Below are 20848 nucleotides of genomic sequence, written 5' to 3' on the forward strand. Positions count from 1 at the left end.
TTTCATACAAGAACAGGCTGGAATATTCCAGCCTGTATCGTTTAATTGAAATTTAACTATTGAGCATTTAATTCAGCGATTTTGATAATCACTTCGGTCGCTTTAACCATTGACTCAACCGCTACAAATTCAAAGCGACCGTGCATATTTTCACCACCAGCAAAGATATTCGGTGTTGGAATACCCATGAAGGAGATCTTGGAACCATCGGTTCCGCCACGAATCGGCACAATATTGACTGGAATAGCTAAGGCTTCCATGGCTGATTGGGCCAAGTCAACGGGCGTCATATCTTTTTCAATGATCTCTGCCATATTGTAATATTGATCGTTCATTTCCAGTTGAATGGGTGGTTGAGCATAGTCTTTGTTAATCTCTTCAACAATCGCCTCAACCTTCGCCTTACGTGCTTCAAAGGCTTGACGGTCAAAATCGCGGATAATCATGGCGAGTTTTGCTTCGTCAATCTTTCCAGAAACACTGTCGATCATATAAAAACCTTCGCGGCCAGAAGTCTTCTCTGGTACTTCATCCTGTGGTAAAGCAGACATAAAGCGGTTCAATAAAGTTACCGCATTAATCATTTTACCTTTGGCCGTTCCTGGATGGATGTTTTTACCTTGAACCTTTAAGACGGCTCCAGCAGCGTTGAAGGATTCATATTCTAATTCACCAACTGGTCCACCGTCCATGGTATAAGCAAAGTCTGTCGCGAATCCTTCCGCATCAAAATGGTCCGCTCCTCGACCAATTTCTTCATCCGGACCAAAGGCCACACGAAGCTTACCGTGTTTAATTTCTGGATGTTGGATTAAGTATTCCATCGCTGTCATAATTTCAGCAATCCCAGCTTTGTCATCGGCTCCTAATAAAGTGTTTCCGTCGGTGGTAATTAAGGTTTGACCCTTGTAAGGCGGTAAGTTCGGGAATTCATCAACTTTCATCACCCAGTCTTCACTTAAGTGAAGGTCTTGGCCATCATAATTTTCAAAGATTTGAGGTTGAACATTTTCGGCATTGAAATCCGCTGTATCGACGTGGGCAATAAAGCCGATGCTAGCTACTTCTTTATCGGTATTAGCCGGTAAAGTCGCTGTCACAAAGGCATTGTCCTTATTTAATTCAACTTCTGACATACCGATTTCTTTTAACTCATCCACTAGAAGATTTAGAAGGTCGAATTGAATCTCAGTCGAAGGGATCGTAGTCGAAGCTTCGTCTGAGCGGGTATTGATCTTGGCGTAGCGAATTAAGCGTTCTTTGGTTTTTTCAAATAAGTTCATATTCTCTCTCCTTTTATTGATATGTGAAGGGGTCGGTAGAAACACTCGAAGCGATCACTTCAATGTCCCATCCCTTCTCAGCGACGTGTTTTTGAATTCTTGCAACTTCAACATCGATAAATAAATGTTCAATATAATGGCCGGCATCGATGGTCATAAAGGCCTTTTCATAGAGATCATGACCTGTATGGTAGCTGATATCACCGGTGATAAAGACATCGGGTCCTACCCTTTCAACCTGATCCATAAAGCTTGCGCCAGCCCCTCCCACGATGGCAATCTTTTGATAACTTGCGCGGGGAACTTTTTCAATGACGGTCAAGGATGACCGCTTAAAAGTCTGTTTAATATAAGCAAATAGCTCGTGTCGGGTTAAAGCCTGCGGTAGAAGGCCGACTCGTCCAATCGCTACTTGGCCTTCTACGAGTTCTTTAAAGGGTTGAACGGCTTCCAATCTTAAAGCCTGGGCCAAGATATCATTCATGCCACCCGGGGCGGCATCATAATTGGTATGCATGGCAAAGACATTCATACCCGCTTGAATAACCGTTTGATACATTTTAATTTGCGGATCGGACCAGTCAAAGCGGTCAATCGCATGAAATATCGGTGGGTGATGTAAAATAAGCGTATCAATCTTCTGCTCGAGGGCTTCGGCTACTACTTGCGGCCTCAAATCTAATGCAACCATCACTCGCTTCACTGGATTGTTGATATGTCCAAAATGTAAGCCGACCTTGTCCCAGTCTTCTGCATAGTCTTGTGGATAGCGGGCATTGAGATAGTCGATCAAGTCTTTAAAGAAAAGGTCTGTCATAGGGAATAACCTCCTCTATCTTGTCGATCTCCGCTTGGATGCATTCAATCTTAGTCTTGCGGTCTTCAGCCATCTCAGCTGGGTCTAAACCGTCTTCTAACTGACTTAAAATGAAATAATGATGGTGCAATTCATTTTGCCAATAATCTTCAAAAACGGGTCCTCTCTTTACAATATGAACCGGTCCAAACATAATCTCTTGACTTGTATAATTTGCTTTTTCAGACTTTAATTGGGCCATCAAAACTTCGTAGAATTGACCCCGTTCCTCAATAAACTTCTCATTTAAGATATGGTAGTTATGCTCATGCAACCACGCTCTGACCTTGGCTACAGCCGTGTTCGGTTGAAGAACAATCCGGTCAGGCAACTTATTGGCTTGATAACCCGCTTCCAAAATCGATACGATCAAACCACCTCCCATCCCGCAAACGGCTGCAAAGTTAATGGCATCACTGGCTTCTACAGCCTCGAAACCATCGGCTAGTCGGACAGTAACTTGTTCGTCTAACTGATTGGCCCTGACTTGCTTGAGTGCTGAATGATAAGGACCAGCAACAACTTCGCCCGCAACGGCATATTCAATTTGATGATTTTTGAGTAAGTTACACGGTAAATAAGCATGGTCACTACCGATATCGGCTAGACGAATCGGCTTTTGGCCATATTTGACAATATATTGAGCGACTTGATCCAGTCGTTTAGATAATCTTTCTGTATTCATCATGTACTCCCTTTCATACGTCTATTATATACTAGAATTGATGATTTGAGAGTACTATTTTTCTAAAAATTATATAATTTTTGCTAAATCACTATAATTATCGACTACATAGTTGGCCGGTAGAGTTAAGGCCTTATCTTTGCTTAAACGATTAAACCAAACGCAATCAATTCCTGCGTTCAATGCGCCCTGGATATCCGCTGACAATGAATCTCCAATAACTAGGGCTTGGTCATTCGTATATTCAGAAATTTGGCTGGCAACATAGGTGAAAAAATCCTTGGAAGGCTTCACATGGCCGATTTCTTCTGAAATAAAAATCTGTTCAAAATAGGGGTTCAATTTAGCATGGTCTAACCGTGCCCTTTGAATCTTAGAGATCCCATTGGAAATGGCAAAAAGCCGTTTGTTTTGCTTTTGACAAGCAGTTAAAAAGTCAATGGCTCCTTCTATGAGCTGGCCTTGTCGGCCCATGCAGACTTGATAAGCTGCTGCTAAATCCTCACCCTTAGCTGGCTGGCCAAAATGTTGGAAAAGTAAGGCGAAACGTGTATTAATTAATTCCTCGCGCTCAATTAAGCCGGCTTCCAACTTTTTCCACAGTGAATGATTAAGCGGGACATAATATTCTACGTATGCTGGTATTTGGTCTCCAGCGATCCCTTGCTCACTTAAAAACTCTAACAGCGCTTGATCTTGAGCTTGATTAAAGTTAAATAAGGTATTGTCTAAATCAAATAATAGAAATTGATAAGTCAATTGATCCACCCTTCCTCGTCTTCCAAAATAGCTTTATAAGACTATTATAAACCAAGCAGGGATGATTCGATAGTTCATCTGACAAGTTCCTGAACGATAACTTTGTTTTGTTCGACCAAGAAAAAAAGCACCTGTCGGAACAGATGCTCTTTGATTCGAATTAGAAGTCAACCTCGTCCGGGTTATTTTGCGTTTTAACACCGGGTAGATGGTCTAATTGATCAATGTCTTCTGGCTCTAGGGTGAAATCAAAGATTTCAAGATTAGCTGTGATATTAGCAGGTGTTTTAGACTTGGGTAGGGGTAAGAAGCCCTTATCGAGCGACCATCTTAGCGCCACTTGGGCAAGACTTTTCTGGTATTTAGCAGCCATTTCTTGACCAGCATCTTGTTCAAAGAGACTACCGCTGCCCAAAGGACTGTATGCTTCAAGCAAAATATCGTGTTGACGGCAGAAATTAACGAGGTCGGGTTGGGTCGTACCAGGGGCTAAAAGAATTTGATTGACCATGGGCTTGATTTTAACATGGGGTAATAAGGCTTCCAAATGGTTAATCATAAAATTAGATACCCCAATCGCCTTGACTTTACCCGCTTGGTATAATTCCTCCATCAGTTGCCAAACCTCACGATTGGCTTCCATCCATGCCTTGTCCTTGCGTAAGTCGATCGGGTTCGGCCAGTGAATGAGCAGTAAATCAAGATAGTCTACTTGTAACTTTGTAAGCGATTCTTCCACCGATTCCTTGGCCAAACTATAGGAATGTTTGTCGTTCCAAATTTTGGTTGTGAGAAAGATTTCGTCACGCGGTACCTTTGAATCCTTGATGGCTTTACCGACACTCACTTCGTTACCATAAACTTGGGCCGTATCGATATGGCGGTATCCCACTTCAAGCGCTTTTAGCACACTCTGATAGGCCTGGTCACCTTCTTCTAATTTCCAAGTGCCAAAGCCGATCTTGGGAATCTTTATACCGTTGGCTAATTGATAATGTTCCATTCTTTTTCCTCCTTCAATCAGGATTTAACTTGAGTATATAAGTCAAAAAAGCCGTAAGCAAGTATTTCGATTAACCACAAAAAAAGACCCACCTAATCTAACTGATTAACTGGGCTTTACTTGTGTTTATTCGATAAAGTCTTTGAGTTGTTTTGAACGACTTGGGTGGCGTAGTTTACGCAAGGCCTTGGCTTCAATTTGACGAATCCGTTCACGGGTGACGCCAAACACTTTTCCTACTTGTTCTAAGGTGCGAATGTTACCATCATCCAAACCAAAGCGCAGACGCAAAACATTTTCTTCGCGGTCTGTTAAGGTGTCTAAGACATCTTCTAATTGTTCTCTTAAAAGAGCCGAAGCGGTATGATCTTCTGGACTCAAGGCTCCCTCGTCTTCGATAAAGTCTCCTAGATGGGAGTCATCTTCTTCACCGATCGGCGTTTCCAAAGAAACAGGTTCTTGGGCAATTTTTAGGATATCACGGACTTTCTCAGTAGGCAGGTCCATTTCAGCACCGATTTCTTCAGGCGTCGGTTCTCTACCTAAGTCTTGCAGTAATTGTCTTTGTACTCGAACTAATTTGTTAATTGTTTCGACCATGTGGACAGGAATCCGAATGGTTCGCGCTTGGTCAGCAATCGCACGCGTAATCGCTTGACGAATCCACCAGGTTGCATAAGTTGAAAACTTAAAGCCTTTGGTATGGTCAAACTTTTCGACCGCCTTCATCAAGCCCATGTTACCTTCTTGAATTAAGTCTAAGAAGGACATGCCACGGCCAACATAGCGTTTAGCAATCGATACGACTAATCGCAAGTTAGCTTCAGCTAATTCTTGCTTAGCCAGTTCATCACCATCTAGGATCCGCTTGGCCAATTCGACTTCTTCCTCAGCGTTTAAAAGGTCTACCCGTCCTATTTCTTTCAGGTACATGCGAACGGGGTCGGCCACTTTGATCTTTGAAGCTGCGACTTGTTGGGCAGCTGTCAGTATTTCCTCAGGTTTAACATCCTCAGCCCGAACCATTTGTTGCTTGGTTGGGCCACCATCGTCGCCGACAACGGCAATCCCTAAGTCTTCAACTTTTTGAATCAACTTATCGATGGCATTCGCATCTAATTTATAAGGAATCGCAATTTGGTTGGTGAGTTCATCGTAATGAACCTGTCCGAGCGTTTTCTTTTCCTTGACTAACTTTTCAGTGGCTTGATCTAAAGTCAGTGTTAATTCACTTTTATTTGCTACTTCTTTGTTTTTTTCTTTTGCCATCAAGTAAGCCCCCTAATTCTTTGTCTTTAATTTTCTTTGCAACGCCATTAACTTATTGATAACCTCGGTCGCCTTGTTGGCTTCTTGGTTTTGATTGTATTGTTTAAACAGAGTCTTTAATTCTTCGATTTCTTGTTCACAAAAAGCAATTTGAATCGTATCCAAGCAATCTGTCATAGCTTGGTCGTGATAACCAATAGGTTCAAAATCCCACATGACACTGGTCAAAAGACTATTTACTTGAATATCTTCAATATTACCAACAATTCCAGTTAAAGGCAATTTGTTCCCTTGATAATAATACTCGGTTAATGCTAAAAATGCCTTTTGCGAAAAGTCATGATAGAGAAAGGGTATTTCCTTTAACTTTTCAAGGTAGAGCCAGGCTTCTGGATAGTACATTAAAAAGCCTAACCATAGCTTCTCACTTTGAAAGGCCTTAAAGGACTTCACAGCCAAAGCTTGCTTGTCACTGGGCAGCTGCAACGCTTCGACGGGTTTGACTTGTCCGCTTTCTTGTTTTTGCTTGGGTAGTGAACCCGCTAAGCGTAACATCCGCTCTTGTAAGAAGTCTTCTTCGATTTGGTATTCTTGGGCAATTTCCAAAAGGTACAGTTGCTTTTCAACTGGTGATTGGATCTGACTCAAGGCGATAAGCAATTGATCAATATAATCCGCTAAGGCCCTCTTATCCGCTAATTGAAAGAACTGTTTTTGATAGTCTTTGTAAAAGGTAAAGGCCGATTGGGCACGATTTAATTGGTTTTGGAAGGCATCCTTCCCTTTTTGCTTGATCCACTCATCCGGGTCCATCCCATTCGGTAAATGAACAGCCTTGAAATTGACCTGTGGGAATTGTTTGCCTAATTCAAAAGCCTTTGCCGTCGCTTTTTGACCGGCTTCATCCCCATCAAAGACGAAGATCATTTCCTGAGCCAACTTACTCAAATAAGCTAAATGGTCATGACTCAAACTCGTTCCCATGGTGGCGACCGCCTGCTCAAAGCCGGCATCATACAAGGCAATCACATCCATAAACCCTTCACAAATGATAATTTGCTTCAAGCGTCGGATCGCTGGCCGGGCCAAATCGAGGTTGTAGACTAAGCGTCCTTTGTGGAAAATGGCTGTTTCGGGAGAATTGACATACTTACTTTTACGTGGATCCCCTGCTTGGTAAATCCGGCCGGAAAAAGCTAGTACCTGTCCTTGACTGGATCTTAAAGGAAATATAATTCGACCGCGAAAGCGATCGACTATTTCTTGACTGTCCTCCGCTTGGTAGAAGATGCCGGAAGCGAGGAGGTCTTCGTCACTAAAGGCTTGATCTTTTAAAAAGGTCCATAGGAGCTTGGAATTCTCAGGTGCCAGTCCCAAGCCAAAGGCTTCAATTGTTTCCCGGTTCAAACCGCGCTTTAATAAATATTGAAAAGCAGGATCCCCATTTTCCGTTCCCGTTAAAAAGTACTGGTAAAATTCACTGGCTTTATCATAAATACCATAAAGGTGTTGGTGTTCTCTGGGTAATTCCGCTTCCGAACTAGCGGCAGTTATACTGACATCTAGAGGATAATTAGCAAATTCAGCCACCTTGATAACGGCTTGTTTAAAGGATAGCGATTCAATCTCTTGGATAAAACCAAAAACATTCCCTCCGCGACCACAGGAGAAACACTTATAGATCTGCTTGCCGGTATGGATGGAAAAAGAGGGGTTATTGTCTTCATGAAAAGGACAAGAAGCACTATAGCCTTGTCCTCTCTTTGTGAGTTGAACGTATTGGCTGACAACATCTTCTATTTTTACTGATTGCCGGATCGCTTCAATAACTTCGTTAGGTATGCGGGACATCACTTCCCTCCTCCTCTAAATAGTTTAAATAAAATTCTTATACGGACTGGGAGGCTGGTTTCTTGGCTTTCCAGAGTAAAAAGGCACCCAGCATGAACTGTAGAACGATCACAAACAGGCCTTTTAAAGAGTCGCCAGTGATTTGAGCCACAATCGCTAAGGTCGTCGTTCCTAAGACCGAAGAGAACTTACCAAAAATATTATAGAAACCAAACAGCTGGTTGTTCTTCTCGAGCGGAATAAGCGAGCCAAAATATGACCGGCTTAATGACTGGATGCCACCTTGGGCACTTCCGACCAGGATGGCGATTAAAATGAAATCCATGAAAGATGACAAGGACAAAGCCATTAGACAGATTAGAATATAAGTGGCAATCCCTGTAAAGAGCATGATTCGTGTTCCCCAGCGCTTAGCCAAGATACCGTATATAATTGAACAAGGAAAGGCTACAATTTGAACGACTAACAGCATCAAAATTAATTGAGTCGCACTTAAGCCTTGGTCGCTACCAATCGAGGTGGCCATCTTAATAATGGTTCCAACCCCATCAATGTAAAAGAAATAGCCGAGTAAGAAATAAATAATTACTTTGTCTTTACTCAATTCAGCCAGGGTCTCTTTTAAGGAGGTGAGCGTTGAAGCCCAAATATTCGCCTGACGTGGCTGATCAATATAAACCTGGTCGACATGCTTCCAATAAGGAATGGTAAAGATGAACCACCAACTCGCCGTCAATAGGAAGCCGATATTCACTACCCAGCCAGCCTCTAACCAACCGGAGAATTGCAAGACCATAAAGATAAGAAAAGGAATCACACTGCCGATATAGCCAAAGCCAAAACCGGCTGAAGAGACCAAATCTAAACGGTCACGACTGGTCACATCCATTAATGAAGCATCGTAAAAGATATTCGCTGTGGAAAAACCAATCGCTGAAAAACAATAGAGAACCAGCAACCATTGCCAAGAGCCCTGTCCAACAAAAATCATTGAGAAAACAGAAAGAATCCCTAACATGGTTGCGATCGTGAACATCTTTTTGCGGTAGCCAGGAAAGTCCGCTAATGTGCCAAGAAAAGGCGCCATGACCGCTACCAAAATAGTCCCAATCGCATTGGTATAGCCCAAATAGGCGGTCGAATTGGCATTGGAGACACCCGCATGACTGGCAATACTCTTATAAAGAATCGGAAATAAGGCAGTGGTAATCATTAAGGAATAGGCTGAATTCGCCCAATCTTGTAGGATCCATGAGAATTCCTTCTTGGTATAGGTGGAAAATAGCTTTTTCACTTTATCGGCTCCTATTCTGCTTCAAGCACCGTTTCAATCATCTCTAACATTTCTTCCCGCCCTTCGCCTGTAACGGCTGAAAAGGTGAAGAGTGCATCAGTAGTAGGTAAATTTAAGCTTTTCTTATAGAGGGATAGGTGTTTATTTAGTTGGCTCTTCTTGATTTTATCTGCCTTGGTCAGACAAATCGCAAAAGGAATATCTAAAGACTCAGCAAATTGATACATTTCTTGGTCTAACTTAGTCGGTTCATGGCGAATATCCATCAAAAGAATCAGTAAACGCAGATTGGTCCGATTTTGTAAAAAGGACAAGTTCATCTTGGCCCAATTATTACGACTAACTTTAGAGACTCGAGCATAACCGTAACCCGGTACATCGACCAGGCGAAAGGCATCGTCATTGACCGAATAGAAATTTAAGGTTTGTGTTTTACCAGGTTGGCCGGAGGTTCGAGCTAACTTATTGCGTTGCAAGAGCTTATTGATAAAGCTCGATTTTCCGACATTGGACCTTCCTGCCAGAGCGATCTCTGGCACAGCATCTTGTGGTGACTGAGCGACTTGAACAGCAGAGATTATGAATTTTGCTTCTTTAATGTGCATGCGTCTACCCCATTTTATTTGGCTATTTTGCGATTATTGTGGTTGTAATAATTGGCACGACCCTCTCCTAACACAGCATCCTTAGTTACTTTAATCCGTGTAATATCTTCTCTTTGTGGCACTTCAAACATAATATCGAGCATGGTCTTTTCCAGAATTGAACGAAGACCACGGGCGCCTGTCTCGCGCAAAATAGCTTGTTGAGCAATTTCTTTTAGTGCCGCCGGTTCAAACTCGAGTTTGATATCTTCCATTTCCATTAAGCGTTGATATTGCTTGACTAGAGCGTTCTTAGGCTTCGTTAAGATATTGACTAGGTCCTCTTTTGATAATTGGTCTAAGACCGTTAAGATGGGCAAACGACCAATAAATTCAGGGATCAAACCGAATTTGAGTAGGTCCTCTGAGCTGGCCAATTGCATGATATTTTCTTCGGCATACTTTTGATGAGTGTCGGTACCAAAACCGATTACTTTTGAGCCTAAACGTTCTTTAATGATCGTTTCAATACCGGCAAAAGCGCCACCAACGATAAAGAGAATTTGTGACGTATCTATTTGAATAAACTCTTGGTTCGGATGCTTGCGTCCACCCTTAGGGGGTATATTAGCTTCGGTTCCTTCCAAAATTTTCAGTAAGGCTTGTTGTACCCCTTCGCCGGATACATCCCGTGTAATTGAAGTGTTTTCAGACTTACGGGCAATTTTATCGATTTCATCGACGTAGATAATGCCCTTTTGCGCGCGCTCGATGTCGTAGTCTGCTGCTTGAACTAATTTAAGTAAGATATTTTCAACATCTTCACCCACGTAGCCTGCTTCAGTGAGGGTCGTGGCATCCGCGATTGCAAAGGGAACATTGATGATTCTAGCTAAACTTTGTGCGAGATAGGTCTTACCTGATCCGGTCGGACCTATGATACAGATATTGGACTTTTGCAATTCAACATCATCATCTTCAGCTTCAAAATTTATACGTTTATAATGATTATAAACTGCCACTGCCAAGGCTTTCTTGGCCTGGTCTTGACCAATCACATATTGGTTTAATTGGTCGACAATTTCTTGGGGTTTAAGCACCTTAACAGGTTCTTGTTCCGAGTCGAACCGCATTTCTTCTTGAATAATCGATTGACATAAATCGACACATTCATTACAGATGAAAACATCTGGTCCAGCGATAATTTTATCGACCTCATCTTGTGATTTGCCACAAAAGGAGCAGTAATAATCATTGATATTTGTTGTCTTTCCCATGTTTCCTCCTTTGAAAATAGGTATTTCCTAAATAAGACTAAAAAGGGACGCAAAAGTCACCTTAAATCAGACTGTTGCGATCCCTCTTTTTTTTATTACTTCTATTAGAGTATCCTATTTTTCTTCAACTGAGTCAACAATTAAGCTCATGGCTTTCTTCAAACGGATGTCTGATTTTAGCATATCCTCAGTAACGTATTGTTTAACTTGTTCAACTGGCATACCATATTGACCCGCTAACAATTCGATTTCTTTATTGATTTCTTCTTCGTTGACGTCGATCTTCTCTTCAGCCACAATCGCTTCTAGGACTAGGTTAGTCTTCGTTCTTAGGTCTGCTTCTTCTGCGAATTGATTATGTAAGTCTTCGCGCGAAGTGCCTGAAATTTGATAGTATAGGTCTTCGTTAATGCCTTGGCGTTTTAAGTTGTTCAAGAAGTGATCCATTTGACGGTGGATTTCTTCATGAACCATTGCTTCAGGTAATTCAACGATTTCAGCATTTTCGACTGCTTGACGAAGGGCTAAGTCTTCAATCATTTCTTTAGCTTGGCTTTCTTTTTCTTCCACCAATTGCACACGCACTTTGTTGCGTAGCTCGTCTAAGCTTTCGACTTCATCATCAGCATCTTTCGCAAATTCATCGTCTAATTCTGGTAATTCTTTGGCTTTCACTTCATGAACGTGCACCTTAAAGATTGCTTCTTGTCCAGCTAATTCTTCAGCATGGTACTCTTCTGGGAAAGTCACTTTCACTTCAACGTCATCACCAGACTTAGCTCCTACAAGCTGATCTTCAAAGCCAGGAATGAATGAGTGAGAGCCTAATTCTAGTGAATGGTTTTCACCTTTTCCACCTTCAAATGGTTCACCGTCACGGAAGCCTTCATAGTCAATGACAACTGTGTCGCCTTCTTCGGCGGCTTCTTCTTTAACGACTAATTCAGCTAACTGTTGACGTTTCTCTTCTAAGCGAGCTTCCACATCTTCATCACTTACTTCACGGTCTTGTTTTTCAACACTTAGGCCTTTGTATTCGCCTAATTTTACTTCTGGTTTTAAAGTGACTTTGGCCGTAATTACCCATGGCTTGCCTTTTTCCATTGATTCAATATCAATTTCAGGTTGAGTAACGACATCGATTTCTGCTTCATCGACTGCTTTTTGGTAAGCACTAGGTAACAATTGGTTCAATACTTCTTCGTATAAAGAAGCTTCACCGTATACGTTATTGAAAATTTGACGCGGAACTTTCCCCTTACGGAATCCAGGTACGGAAATATTCTTACGCACTTTATTATAGGCTTTATCGAGGCCCTTATTTACATCTTCCACTGGAATTTCAAAGGTCAGAACACCTTCGTTGACTGAACTTTTTTCAAATTGTGTTGTCATAATTATTCTTCCTCCAAGACTAGTATATAATTTACATACCTATACAGTTTAACTAAATTCTATTCTTTTGTAAACACTAAATCAATATTACCAATAAAGTCTAATAAAATTCATTTTTAATTGTTAAAGTGTTTATATGATTTCGTCTTAATTGAACTAGGTATCTGCTTTTAAATTCGTTATAATAGAAGATATTAAGGAGTGAGTCCATGATTAAATATCCAGCAGGACAAGGTCCTCGTCTTCATCTAAAAACCAACCCAAGATCTACGAAACAAGCTACTCAATACGGTAGTCGGGGTATGACCTTTGAAGAGATGATCAATCAAAGCAATGCCTATTATCTCAATCGTCAACTCGCTGTGATCCATAAAAAACCGACCCCCATTCAGATTGTCAAGGTAGACTATCCCAAACGCTCAGCTGCTAAAATCACAGAAGCCTATTTTCGTCAGGCTTCCACAACTGATTACAACGGCGTGTATTTAGGTAGGTATATTGATTTCGAAACGAAAGAAACCCGCAATAAGACCTCTTTTCCACTATCCAATCTTCATGACCACCAGATTGAACACATGAAGCAATGTCACCAACAAGGAGGACTCGTCTTTTTGCTCATTTATTTTAAAGCCCATGATACAATTTATTTAATCCCTTACCCACTTTTAGAAGGCTTTATACAAAAGAATAAGAAGCAAAGTATCCCTTATGCTTTTATCCAAAAAAATGCCTATGCTTGTCCCCAAGGCCAATTTCCCATTTCGGTGGATTATTTAAGTGCCTTGGATGCCTATATTGAACAAGCCGATCAAAATGAAGTTTAATTCGCCAATAGAAACGAGGAATATATATGGTTACTGGAAGTCGTGTTGAAAGAAAAAAGTATCGTCAAAAGCAATATAATAAGACACCCAAGCGCAATTATCTGACTTGGCTCAAACGCATCCTGATTATTGGGCTTTCTTTGGGTCTGGTGGTCCTTATTGCTGGGGCTAGTCTTTTTACCTACTATGCGATGTCCGCCCCGGAGATCAGCCAGGATGACCTCACAGGGCAAGTTTCTTCCAAAGTCTTTGACCACGAGGGAAACTTAGTCAAAACGCTAGGAGGCAAAAATCGTGAACTGATGACGCCTGACCAGATCCCTGACGTGCTTAAAGAAGCTGTTTTAGCGATCGAAGATGCACGCTTCATGGAACATAAAGGGGTTGACCCGATTCGAATTGTCGGAGCCGCTCTGGCCAACCTTAAATCTGGAGATATTCGTCAAGGGGGATCGACCATTACCCAACAATTAGTCAAATTGTCGGTCTTCTCAACCAAATTTGAAGATCAAACCTTAGAAAGAAAGGCGCAAGAAGCCTGGCTTTCACTGAAACTCGAACAAGAATACTCTAAAGAGGAGATTCTCTCCCTGTATCTCAACAAATTATTCTATTCCAATAATGTTTATGGGGCTAAAACAGCAGCCAGGACCTTCTTTAGCAAAGAATTAAAAGACCTTACTTTGGCCGAAGCGGCACTTTTGGCGGGACTGCCACAAGCTCCAACTCAATATGACCCATACCTCTACCCTGATGTGGCCCAAGAACGTAGAGATACTGTCTTGCAAGTGATGCTTAAGCGCAAATTGATCAGTCAAGCCCAATATCAACAAGCTATTGCCATTCCTGTTTCTTCTATGTTAACCCCTCTCGATGATGACACCCTGAGTGAGAAGGACTTAATGGTGGATGCTTACATCGATGTGGTAGCGCAAGAAGTGCAAGATAAGATGAATTTGAATGTTTATACCGATGGCTTAGAAATTTATACCAACCTCGATTTGGAAGCTCAAAAACATCTTTATCAAACTGTTCAAGATTCAGCAGGTCAAATATTCCCTAATGATAAGATGCAAACAGCGGTCTCCATCATTAATGTTGATAACGGCCAAATCACTGCCCTATCCGGCGGTCGCAATCAAGAAGTAGCAATGGGACTCAACCGTACGACGACTCTTAACCGCAGTATTGGCTCCACTATGAAGCCTTTGGCAGATTATGGACCAGCGATTGAATACTTGAATTATTCAACCGGTCAAACTGTTGTTGATGAACCTTACCAATATAGCTCTGGTGATGAAATTTATAACTATGATATGAATTATAAAGGCAAACAAACACTACGAGAGGCCTTGGTTGGGTCACGTAATATCCCTGCCCTTAAATTACTACAAGAAGTGGGCTTGGATAAGTCTTATTCTTTCTTACAAAAAATGGACATTAACATCAAAAATAATAATCAACGCGAACTGGTTGAATCCAATGCAATTGGTGGCGAGATGACTCCGATTCAATTAGCAGCCGCTTATGCCACGATTGCCAATTATGGTAACTATTATAAGCCATATACTGTCAATAAAGTGGTCACCCAAGCTGGAACGATTCAAGAATTCCAAGCAGAAAGTCGCCAGGCGATGAAAGATTCGACCGCCTATATGTTAATTGATATCTTGAAAGGTGTACCGGGCACCTTTGCTGAAAAAGCCGCTGTTAACGGCCTTTATCATGCCGGTAAAACAGGAACCACCAACTATTCCAACCAGCAGCGTGCGGAATTGGGAATTGATCCCGAAATTTTTGCGGCACCTGATGCTTGGTATGCGGGCTTCACCCCTCAATACGCGATTGCAACTTGGGTCGGCTATGACGATCCTTATCAAACGGGTCATCAATTAAGCTATCAAGATTCATTGATTCCACAAATGATCTACCAGGAAATGATTCAATACCTGATGCAAGACGTTCCAATAGTTGATTGGCAAAAACCCGACTCTGTTGAAATCGCTGAAATTGAGAAATATACCCAACCTTTACAAAAGCCCAGTCCTCAGACCCCTGCAAACATGCGGTCGAATGAACTTTTTGTAAAGGGTACTCAACCCACTCAAATTTCACCAGTCTACAAGGTTCTACCTGCTCCAACCGGATTTGATGCCGAATACAACGAAGAAACGCAAGAAATTGAAGCAAAATGGGATCCACTGACTATTCAAGGAACTTTTGAACTGAGTCTTAATGGTAATGTGATCTATATTGGAACGGATACTGAATTTAAGGTTGAAGCCCCTGCTCCAGGCTACTATGAACTTGGTTTAAGAATTGTCGATGGCTATTCAGCTTCTGACCGCTTAATGATCAATTTCGACCTATCAGTGGAAGAAACCTCAACCAGTGAAGAATCTACTCTTGAAACGAGCGAGACGACTTTAGCACCTGACCCGAATAATCCTAATCCGGGTGGTGAAGAAGGTCTGACTTCACTTGAAAATAATGACGGTCCTTAATTGAACTGTTATACACTTAAAAGGCTCATCCTCAAGCTAAGCTTGAAGATGAGCCTTTTGCTTTTTAAGAAATCAAAAAACCCCAGCAATGTTTTAAGACTTTATCCAGTCTTTAAAATAGCCAAGGCTTTTGAAGCTTTTGAAAATTAGTCTTTCTTATTCCATTCTAAAATAGGAATTTTAATTTTGGATGTTTGTGTTTGGGTCATTCTTTCTGATTGAAAATTCGGCTGACTATGTTGTTGGCTAGCCACTCTCGCTTCGTCAACCGTCTGAATGTTTTGCTTTTGCCAATTGAGCAAAATCCGGTCAATATATTTTAGATTAAAAACTTGCCGAATGGCTGCTTCTTTGAGTGCTTGATGAACGAGATCAGGCTGATAGCCCTCTTTTTGGATCCACTGATGAAGCATCTCTAATTCGACACTGGAGAGCGATCGTCCAAATTCTTCTTCAAATAATTGGATCAGTTGTCCAGCTTTTATTTGCTGGTCAGATTTTGGCTGAATAGTAGGACGAGAGGGTGTATGCTTCGTCTTCTGCTCAGCAATTAATTCATCCAACTTATCAAATAAGGGCCTTAAGGTGTAATGGTCGGTCTGTTTGCCCTCTTCATCAGGCACTAATTCAATATTTAAGTAATTCTTATCCAGAAGTGAATTGAGTGTCTCATAAAGCAAATCACTCTCCCAAGCAAATTGGTTCGACAAATTAATAATGGTATCCGCCGATTGACTTTGATTAATTTGCTTTAAAAGATATGTAATAAATAAGAATTCGTTACTATTGAGTCCTAGTTGTCCAAAATGATCAATCAAAAGATTCGGTACCATGGTATAACCCGTTTTCATCCAATCATAAACTGAGCCTGCCATTGGTCCAACTCCTTACTTTTTTATGGGTAGAGACGGTTTAATAAACGTGGGAATGGTGATGTTTCACGGATATGTTCAATTCCAGAAATCCATGCGACTGCTCTTTCTAAGCCTAAACCAAAGCCTGAGTGTGGCACAGAGCCATATTTTCTGAGGTCTAAATACCAAGCGTAAACTTCAGGATCTAATTTAAAGGATTTAATATTTTCAGCCAAGGTCTCATAGTCGTCAATCCTTTGTGAACCACCAATGATTTCCCCATAACCTTCTGGCGCAATCATGTCGGCACATAGAACGGTTTCCGGATTGTCTGGATTAACCTTCATGTAGAAAGGCTTAATTGAACGTGGCCAGTTAATAATAAAGACCGGTTGGTCATTTTGATTGGCAATGAAAGTCTCGTGCGGTGAACCGAAGTCATCGCCCCACTCAATATCATCAAAACCATTGTCTTTTAATAATTGAACGGCTTCAGTATATTCGATTCTTGGATAAGGGACTTGAGTGTATTTTTCAAGCACATCAATATCACGCCCAAGTGTTTCGAGTGCCAAATGGCAATTATCAATGACGTTTCTAACTAAGTAGGCCACATATTGCTCTTGAACTTGTAAACTCTCTTCATGGTCCGTAAAGGCCATTTCAGGTTCCATCATCCAAAATTCAATCAAGTGACGACGTGTTTTTGACTTTTCTGCTCTAAAGGTCGGTCCAAATGAGAAAACATTGCCCAAAGCCATCGCTGCAGCTTCCATATATAACTGTCCCGATTGAGATAAATAAGCATCCTCATCAAAATATTTCGTCTGGAAAAGTTCAGTGGTTCCTTCAGGGGCTGACCCTGTTAAGATTGGTGGATCAATCTTCACAAAACCGCGATCATTGAAGAACTCGTAAGTCGCCCGAATAATTTCGTTACGAATTTGCATAATGGCATGTTGGCGACTGGATCTCAACCACAAATGGCGGTGATCCATTAAGAAGTCTGTCCCATGTTCCTTAGGAGTAATTGGGTACTCATGGCTTTCTCCAACCACTTCAATGGAATGAACAAGTAATTCATAGCCTAATGAAGAACGTTCATCTGCTTGAACAGTCCCAATTAATTTTAAACTCGATTCTTGACCCAGTCCCTTGACTGTATCAAAAACTTCTTCGCCTACTTCCTCTTTTAAGACAATACCTTGGAAATAGGTCTTGCCATCTCGTAATTGTAAAAAGGCGATCTTTCCTGAAGAACGTTTATTCGTTAACCAGGCATTGATTTGTACTTTTTGATTTAAGTACGAAACCGCTTGGTCCATTGTGATAATTTCCATATAGTTTCCTCCTTATTAAATGTTTGATATGGTTTGAATCCACTCACCTGTTTTGGCTGAGAGCAGATAATAGGTGATGGAATTATTCGGATTCTTTAAAGTCATCTCCCAAACGGGTTCCGATTTATAAAGGCCTAAGCGAGCTTGCATAATATTTGGATTTTCGATTTGGCTTGCTGTGACTGACTTTGCTTCGTCTTCAGTAAACAATTCATCGACTGTATAGTACTGAATGTCTCCACCATCTCGTTCAATAATAGCATAGAATTGCTGATTATTCTCGTCAAAAAAATTAAGCGCAAAAGTTGCTTGATCCGTAGTGGTCCAATAAAAATCTTTTAGTTTTTTTACTTGATGGTCGTATTCAACCAAGGCGATTGCTTCCTCTTGGGCTAAATTATAGGCCGTTTGGCTCTTCATAAAAACAGCCAATAAAGCTATCATGATTGACAAGATTATGAATGTCAAGATCGAAACCGTTCGTTTACTCATAAGTTTCTTCTCTTCCCCTCTGATATGTTCTATCCATTATTGTAAATTAAATTCTATCAAATGTTCAAGCTTCTGTCTTATTTCTTTTGAATAATATTTAGTGAAAACGCGATCATCCAATAAATAAAAAGCTTGGCTGTTAAAATGCCGATCGATGTAATCAAAGGCAATCGAAAAATCAACGACCATCCGCTCCACTAACAAGTGATCAAATATTAAGTCTTCTTCAATCGCCAGATGGTTAGCCAAAGCAAGGATATACGAGTCCTTTAATGAACGAAAAGGTAAACGGGTCCAGAAAATTTGACAAGCGCGTTGGTCTAAGGTCCAATTTTCATTTAAGAGGGATTGCCACTGAATCACCAGAATAGTAGGTATTCCATCCATAGCTAACCGTCTGATTTTATTCAAAGAACCTGAAACATGTTGGGCTAAAATGCGGACTTGGTCTTGGTCAGCCAGCTTACTTTTTAGCTGTCGGTAACTATCAATCGCCTGTTGGCGGTTATTGACAATGATCAGACTGAGTGGTGGTAAAGATTCCTCTCGAATCCTTTCTTGTAAGAATTCGCCTAATAATTTTGCCTGTTCGTTCACTCTTTTATCGGCCCGACTCTCTTTTGCAATCCAGGTAAACGGCACAATTACCTCACTTTTTTCGATGTGTTGCGGTAAATGAAGGTAGGAATAGTCAGTGAGCCCTAATTGATAGTAGGTCCCACTTTTAAGGCGGAAATGAAAGTCACCAGGACTAAACAAGATTATTTGCTCAAATCGATCAAAAGCGGACTGGTATTCTTGCTCTAAACGAATGGGTTTCCAAATTAATTCAAATTGATAATAGCGATCTTCAATCTGACTGACCCGAATGATTAGGTAACCATTATCCTGTGTCAATTGTGCCTGTATGTTATCCAAATGCATGAGAAAATACTTCATTTTAGTCATTTTGACTTGCAGATGATTCGGATGAATAGACAAGAGTTCTTCGAGGTCCTCGTCATTAATCAAATGTTTAAGTCCCTTTTGAAGCTGTTGGTGAACGGTTTGAATGGCTTGGATTGTTTGGGAGGGGACTTTTACTTCCCGTCTACTTTCACCATCGACCGGTTCAAATTGTCTTTGTCTAATTTCAGCCTCCAGGATATTTAAAAGTTGGCGGGTCAAATTAATTAAATGCTCGAGGCGCATAATAGCAGCTTGAATGGAGGCTATTGCTCGGTCTTGGTGGTAAAAGATATCCAGCACCTGCTGGCAAAGAATTAGAAACTGACTGTATTCTAAGCGCACTTGATGAAAAAAGGACAGATGACGGGCTAATAAACTAAGATTATCACAGACCAAAACGGCCTGCTTTTGAAAGACATGCGCATGACTGACCTCTTCCATCAGGTAGGTGGTTTGCGTCAAAACAAGCGGTTGATCATGATGATGATTTAATGCCTTTTGATAGAAATATGAAGTGGTACGACTGGGAAGTAAGCCTTGATAAAAACGTTTCATCTGGTCATAGATCTTCATTTCGTGGTTCATTTCCATTAATAGGCCTGTTTGAGTTTCCTCAAGCCAGACTAAGGTTGAACCAATCACGATCAATTCTTGCTGATTCAAATGAGTAATCACCAATTGATCAAGATAATGCTTGAAATGATCTAAGTGTAGGTACTGACTGGGCCGCAATAAGAAGCTATAGCTTATTTGTGCTTGATCTAAAAACTTCGCCCACTCTTCCAGTGCGGATTGGCTTGAGATAGCCAAGACAATGGAGACATTCTGCGATTGGGAAAGCGCAGCTAGCCATTTTTTGATCAATTGAGAGTTAATAGGACGCCATTGACCTTCGATGACAAGGCGATCTGTGTCAAGGGTCTTTTCAATCAACCAATCGATTTGAGCGTTCATTTTTGGCTGAGCTTGAATGGGCAGATTCATTTGTGACTTGATCGGATCAGCTTGGTCTATTTGATCGACAGACCTAAATAATTCTGGCTGTTTAAAAAAGATTTCTTCTTGGTGATCTAATTCCTTTGCCAAGGCCAGTAATTTGGCTTGAGTAGCTTTTGGTAGGCTCATCAGCTTGTTTGCCATCAGGTGCAGGATTTTACCCGTTATTTGGGCATCTGCTAAGGCTTGATGGGCATTATTAAATGCTAAATTGAGGTAACAGCTAAGGTCGGTCAGGTTAAAACCGAGGGCTTGAGGAAAGATAATTTTAGCCAGCTTAACTGAATCGATCGCTAAAGGGTCAAATTCAATACCGCATTCTCGAAAATGATGCTGCATAAAGGTTAAATCATGGTTAAGATTGTGGGCGATAAAGAGACAGTCTTCAAGGCGGTTCAACCATAAATTGGCAACGGAGGCAAAGTGAGGGGCTTGGTCGACCTCTTTTTGGCAAATACCGGTGAGTTGTTGAATATTTTGTGGAATTTCACAATCAGGATTAATTAACATCTCATATTGACCAACTAGCTTGCCCTGTTCAAAGATTACGGTGCCGATTTGAATAATGCGGTCTCCCTTATCCAAGCGTGGTCCCGTTGATTCGAGGTCAACGATCGCATATTTCATAAAGGCC

17 protein-coding genes are annotated in these 20848 nt (G+C 41.2%); 2 read left to right on the forward strand and 15 right to left on the reverse strand.

Annotated features, from left to right (window positions below; genetic code table 11):
- Window positions 1–56: 56 nt before the first annotated feature.
- From pepT to tig, 11 genes are all read right to left on the reverse strand, one after another.
- Window positions 57–1283 carry a peptidase T gene (gene pepT / locus HF969_RS01360; protein WP_090288975.1) on the reverse strand — a complete coding sequence of 409 codons (1227 nt, stop codon included), beginning with the start codon at window positions 1281–1283 and terminating at the stop codon, window positions 57–59.
- 13 nt (window positions 1284–1296) lie between these two features.
- A complete protein-coding gene (locus HF969_RS01365; protein ID WP_090288976.1) occupies window positions 1297–2100 on the reverse strand; it encodes a Nif3-like dinuclear metal center hexameric protein in 804 nt (267 codons plus the stop codon).
- On the reverse strand, window positions 2081–2824 hold the full coding sequence (locus HF969_RS01370) for a tRNA (adenine(22)-N(1))-methyltransferase (RefSeq protein WP_168427128.1): 744 nt from the start codon (window positions 2822–2824) through the stop codon (window positions 2081–2083). The genes HF969_RS01365 and HF969_RS01370 overlap by 20 nt, the downstream gene beginning before the upstream one ends.
- A 69-nt stretch (window positions 2825–2893) precedes the next feature.
- Complete coding sequence (locus HF969_RS01375) at window positions 2894–3592, reverse strand: YjjG family noncanonical pyrimidine nucleotidase (protein ID WP_090288978.1); 699 nt, start codon at window positions 3590–3592, stop codon at window positions 2894–2896.
- A gap of 151 nt (window positions 3593–3743) precedes the next feature.
- The gene (locus tag HF969_RS01380; RefSeq protein ID WP_090288979.1) at window positions 3744–4586 is read right to left on the reverse strand and encodes an aldo/keto reductase; all 843 of its coding nucleotides are present in this window, start codon (window positions 4584–4586) and stop codon (window positions 3744–3746) included.
- Between the two features lie 126 nt (window positions 4587–4712).
- Window positions 4713–5855 carry an RNA polymerase sigma factor RpoD gene (rpoD, locus tag HF969_RS01385; RefSeq protein WP_090288980.1) on the reverse strand — a complete coding sequence of 381 codons (1143 nt, stop codon included), beginning with the start codon at window positions 5853–5855 and terminating at the stop codon, window positions 4713–4715.
- A gap of 12 nt (window positions 5856–5867) precedes the next feature.
- Window positions 5868–7706 carry a DNA primase gene (gene dnaG, locus HF969_RS01390; RefSeq protein ID WP_090288981.1) on the reverse strand — a complete coding sequence of 613 codons (1839 nt, stop codon included), beginning with the start codon at window positions 7704–7706 and terminating at the stop codon, window positions 5868–5870.
- A gap of 37 nt (window positions 7707–7743) precedes the next feature.
- Window positions 7744–9000, reverse strand: a complete 1257-nt coding sequence (locus HF969_RS01395) for an MFS transporter (RefSeq protein WP_245694785.1) — start codon at window positions 8998–9000, stop codon at window positions 7744–7746.
- Window positions 9001–9011: 11 nt separating this feature from the next.
- Window positions 9012–9605 carry a ribosome biogenesis GTP-binding protein YihA/YsxC gene (gene yihA, locus HF969_RS01400; protein WP_090288982.1) on the reverse strand — a complete coding sequence of 198 codons (594 nt, stop codon included), beginning with the start codon at window positions 9603–9605 and terminating at the stop codon, window positions 9012–9014.
- A 14-nt stretch (window positions 9606–9619) separates the two neighbouring features.
- Window positions 9620–10861: an ATP-dependent Clp protease ATP-binding subunit ClpX gene (gene clpX, locus HF969_RS01405; RefSeq protein ID WP_090288983.1), complete on the reverse strand. Its 1242-nt coding sequence runs from the start codon at window positions 10859–10861 to the stop codon at window positions 9620–9622.
- 114 nt (window positions 10862–10975) lie between these two features.
- On the reverse strand, window positions 10976–12256 hold the full coding sequence (gene tig / locus HF969_RS01410; RefSeq protein WP_090288984.1) for a trigger factor: 1281 nt from the start codon (window positions 12254–12256) through the stop codon (window positions 10976–10978).
- 209 nt (window positions 12257–12465) lie between these two features.
- On the opposite strand from tig, the gene recU reads away from it, so the two are divergent.
- On the forward strand, window positions 12466–13080 hold the full coding sequence (gene recU / locus HF969_RS01415; protein WP_090288985.1) for a Holliday junction resolvase RecU: 615 nt from the start codon (window positions 12466–12468) through the stop codon (window positions 13078–13080).
- A gap of 26 nt (window positions 13081–13106) precedes the next feature.
- Window positions 13107–15584 (forward strand): transglycosylase domain-containing protein, encoded by a 2478-nt coding sequence (locus tag HF969_RS01420; RefSeq protein ID WP_090288986.1) that lies wholly within the window; start codon window positions 13107–13109, stop codon window positions 15582–15584.
- A 146-nt stretch (window positions 15585–15730) separates the two neighbouring features.
- Here HF969_RS01420 and HF969_RS01425 read toward each other — a convergent pair whose 3' ends face one another.
- From HF969_RS01425 to HF969_RS01440, 4 genes are read right to left on the reverse strand one after another with little or no spacing between them, the layout of a single operon-like run.
- Complete coding sequence (locus HF969_RS01425; RefSeq protein ID WP_090288987.1) at window positions 15731–16459, reverse strand: DnaD domain-containing protein; 729 nt, start codon at window positions 16457–16459, stop codon at window positions 15731–15733.
- 20 nt (window positions 16460–16479) lie between these two features.
- The gene (asnS, locus tag HF969_RS01430; RefSeq protein ID WP_090288988.1) at window positions 16480–17778 is read right to left on the reverse strand and encodes an asparagine--tRNA ligase; all 1299 of its coding nucleotides are present in this window, start codon (window positions 17776–17778) and stop codon (window positions 16480–16482) included.
- Window positions 17779–17793: 15 nt separating this feature from the next.
- Window positions 17794–18270 (reverse strand): hypothetical protein, encoded by a 477-nt coding sequence (locus HF969_RS01435; protein ID WP_090288989.1) that lies wholly within the window; start codon window positions 18268–18270, stop codon window positions 17794–17796.
- Window positions 18271–18306: 36 nt separating this feature from the next.
- On the reverse strand, window positions 18307–20841 hold the full coding sequence (locus tag HF969_RS01440; RefSeq protein WP_090288990.1) for an exonuclease domain-containing protein: 2535 nt from the start codon (window positions 20839–20841) through the stop codon (window positions 18307–18309).
- Between the last annotated feature and the right edge of the window lie 7 nt (window positions 20842–20848).

The sequence above is a fragment of the Facklamia miroungae genome (genome assembly GCF_012396555.1).
GTDB lineage: Bacteria > Bacillota > Bacilli > Lactobacillales > Aerococcaceae > Facklamia > Facklamia miroungae.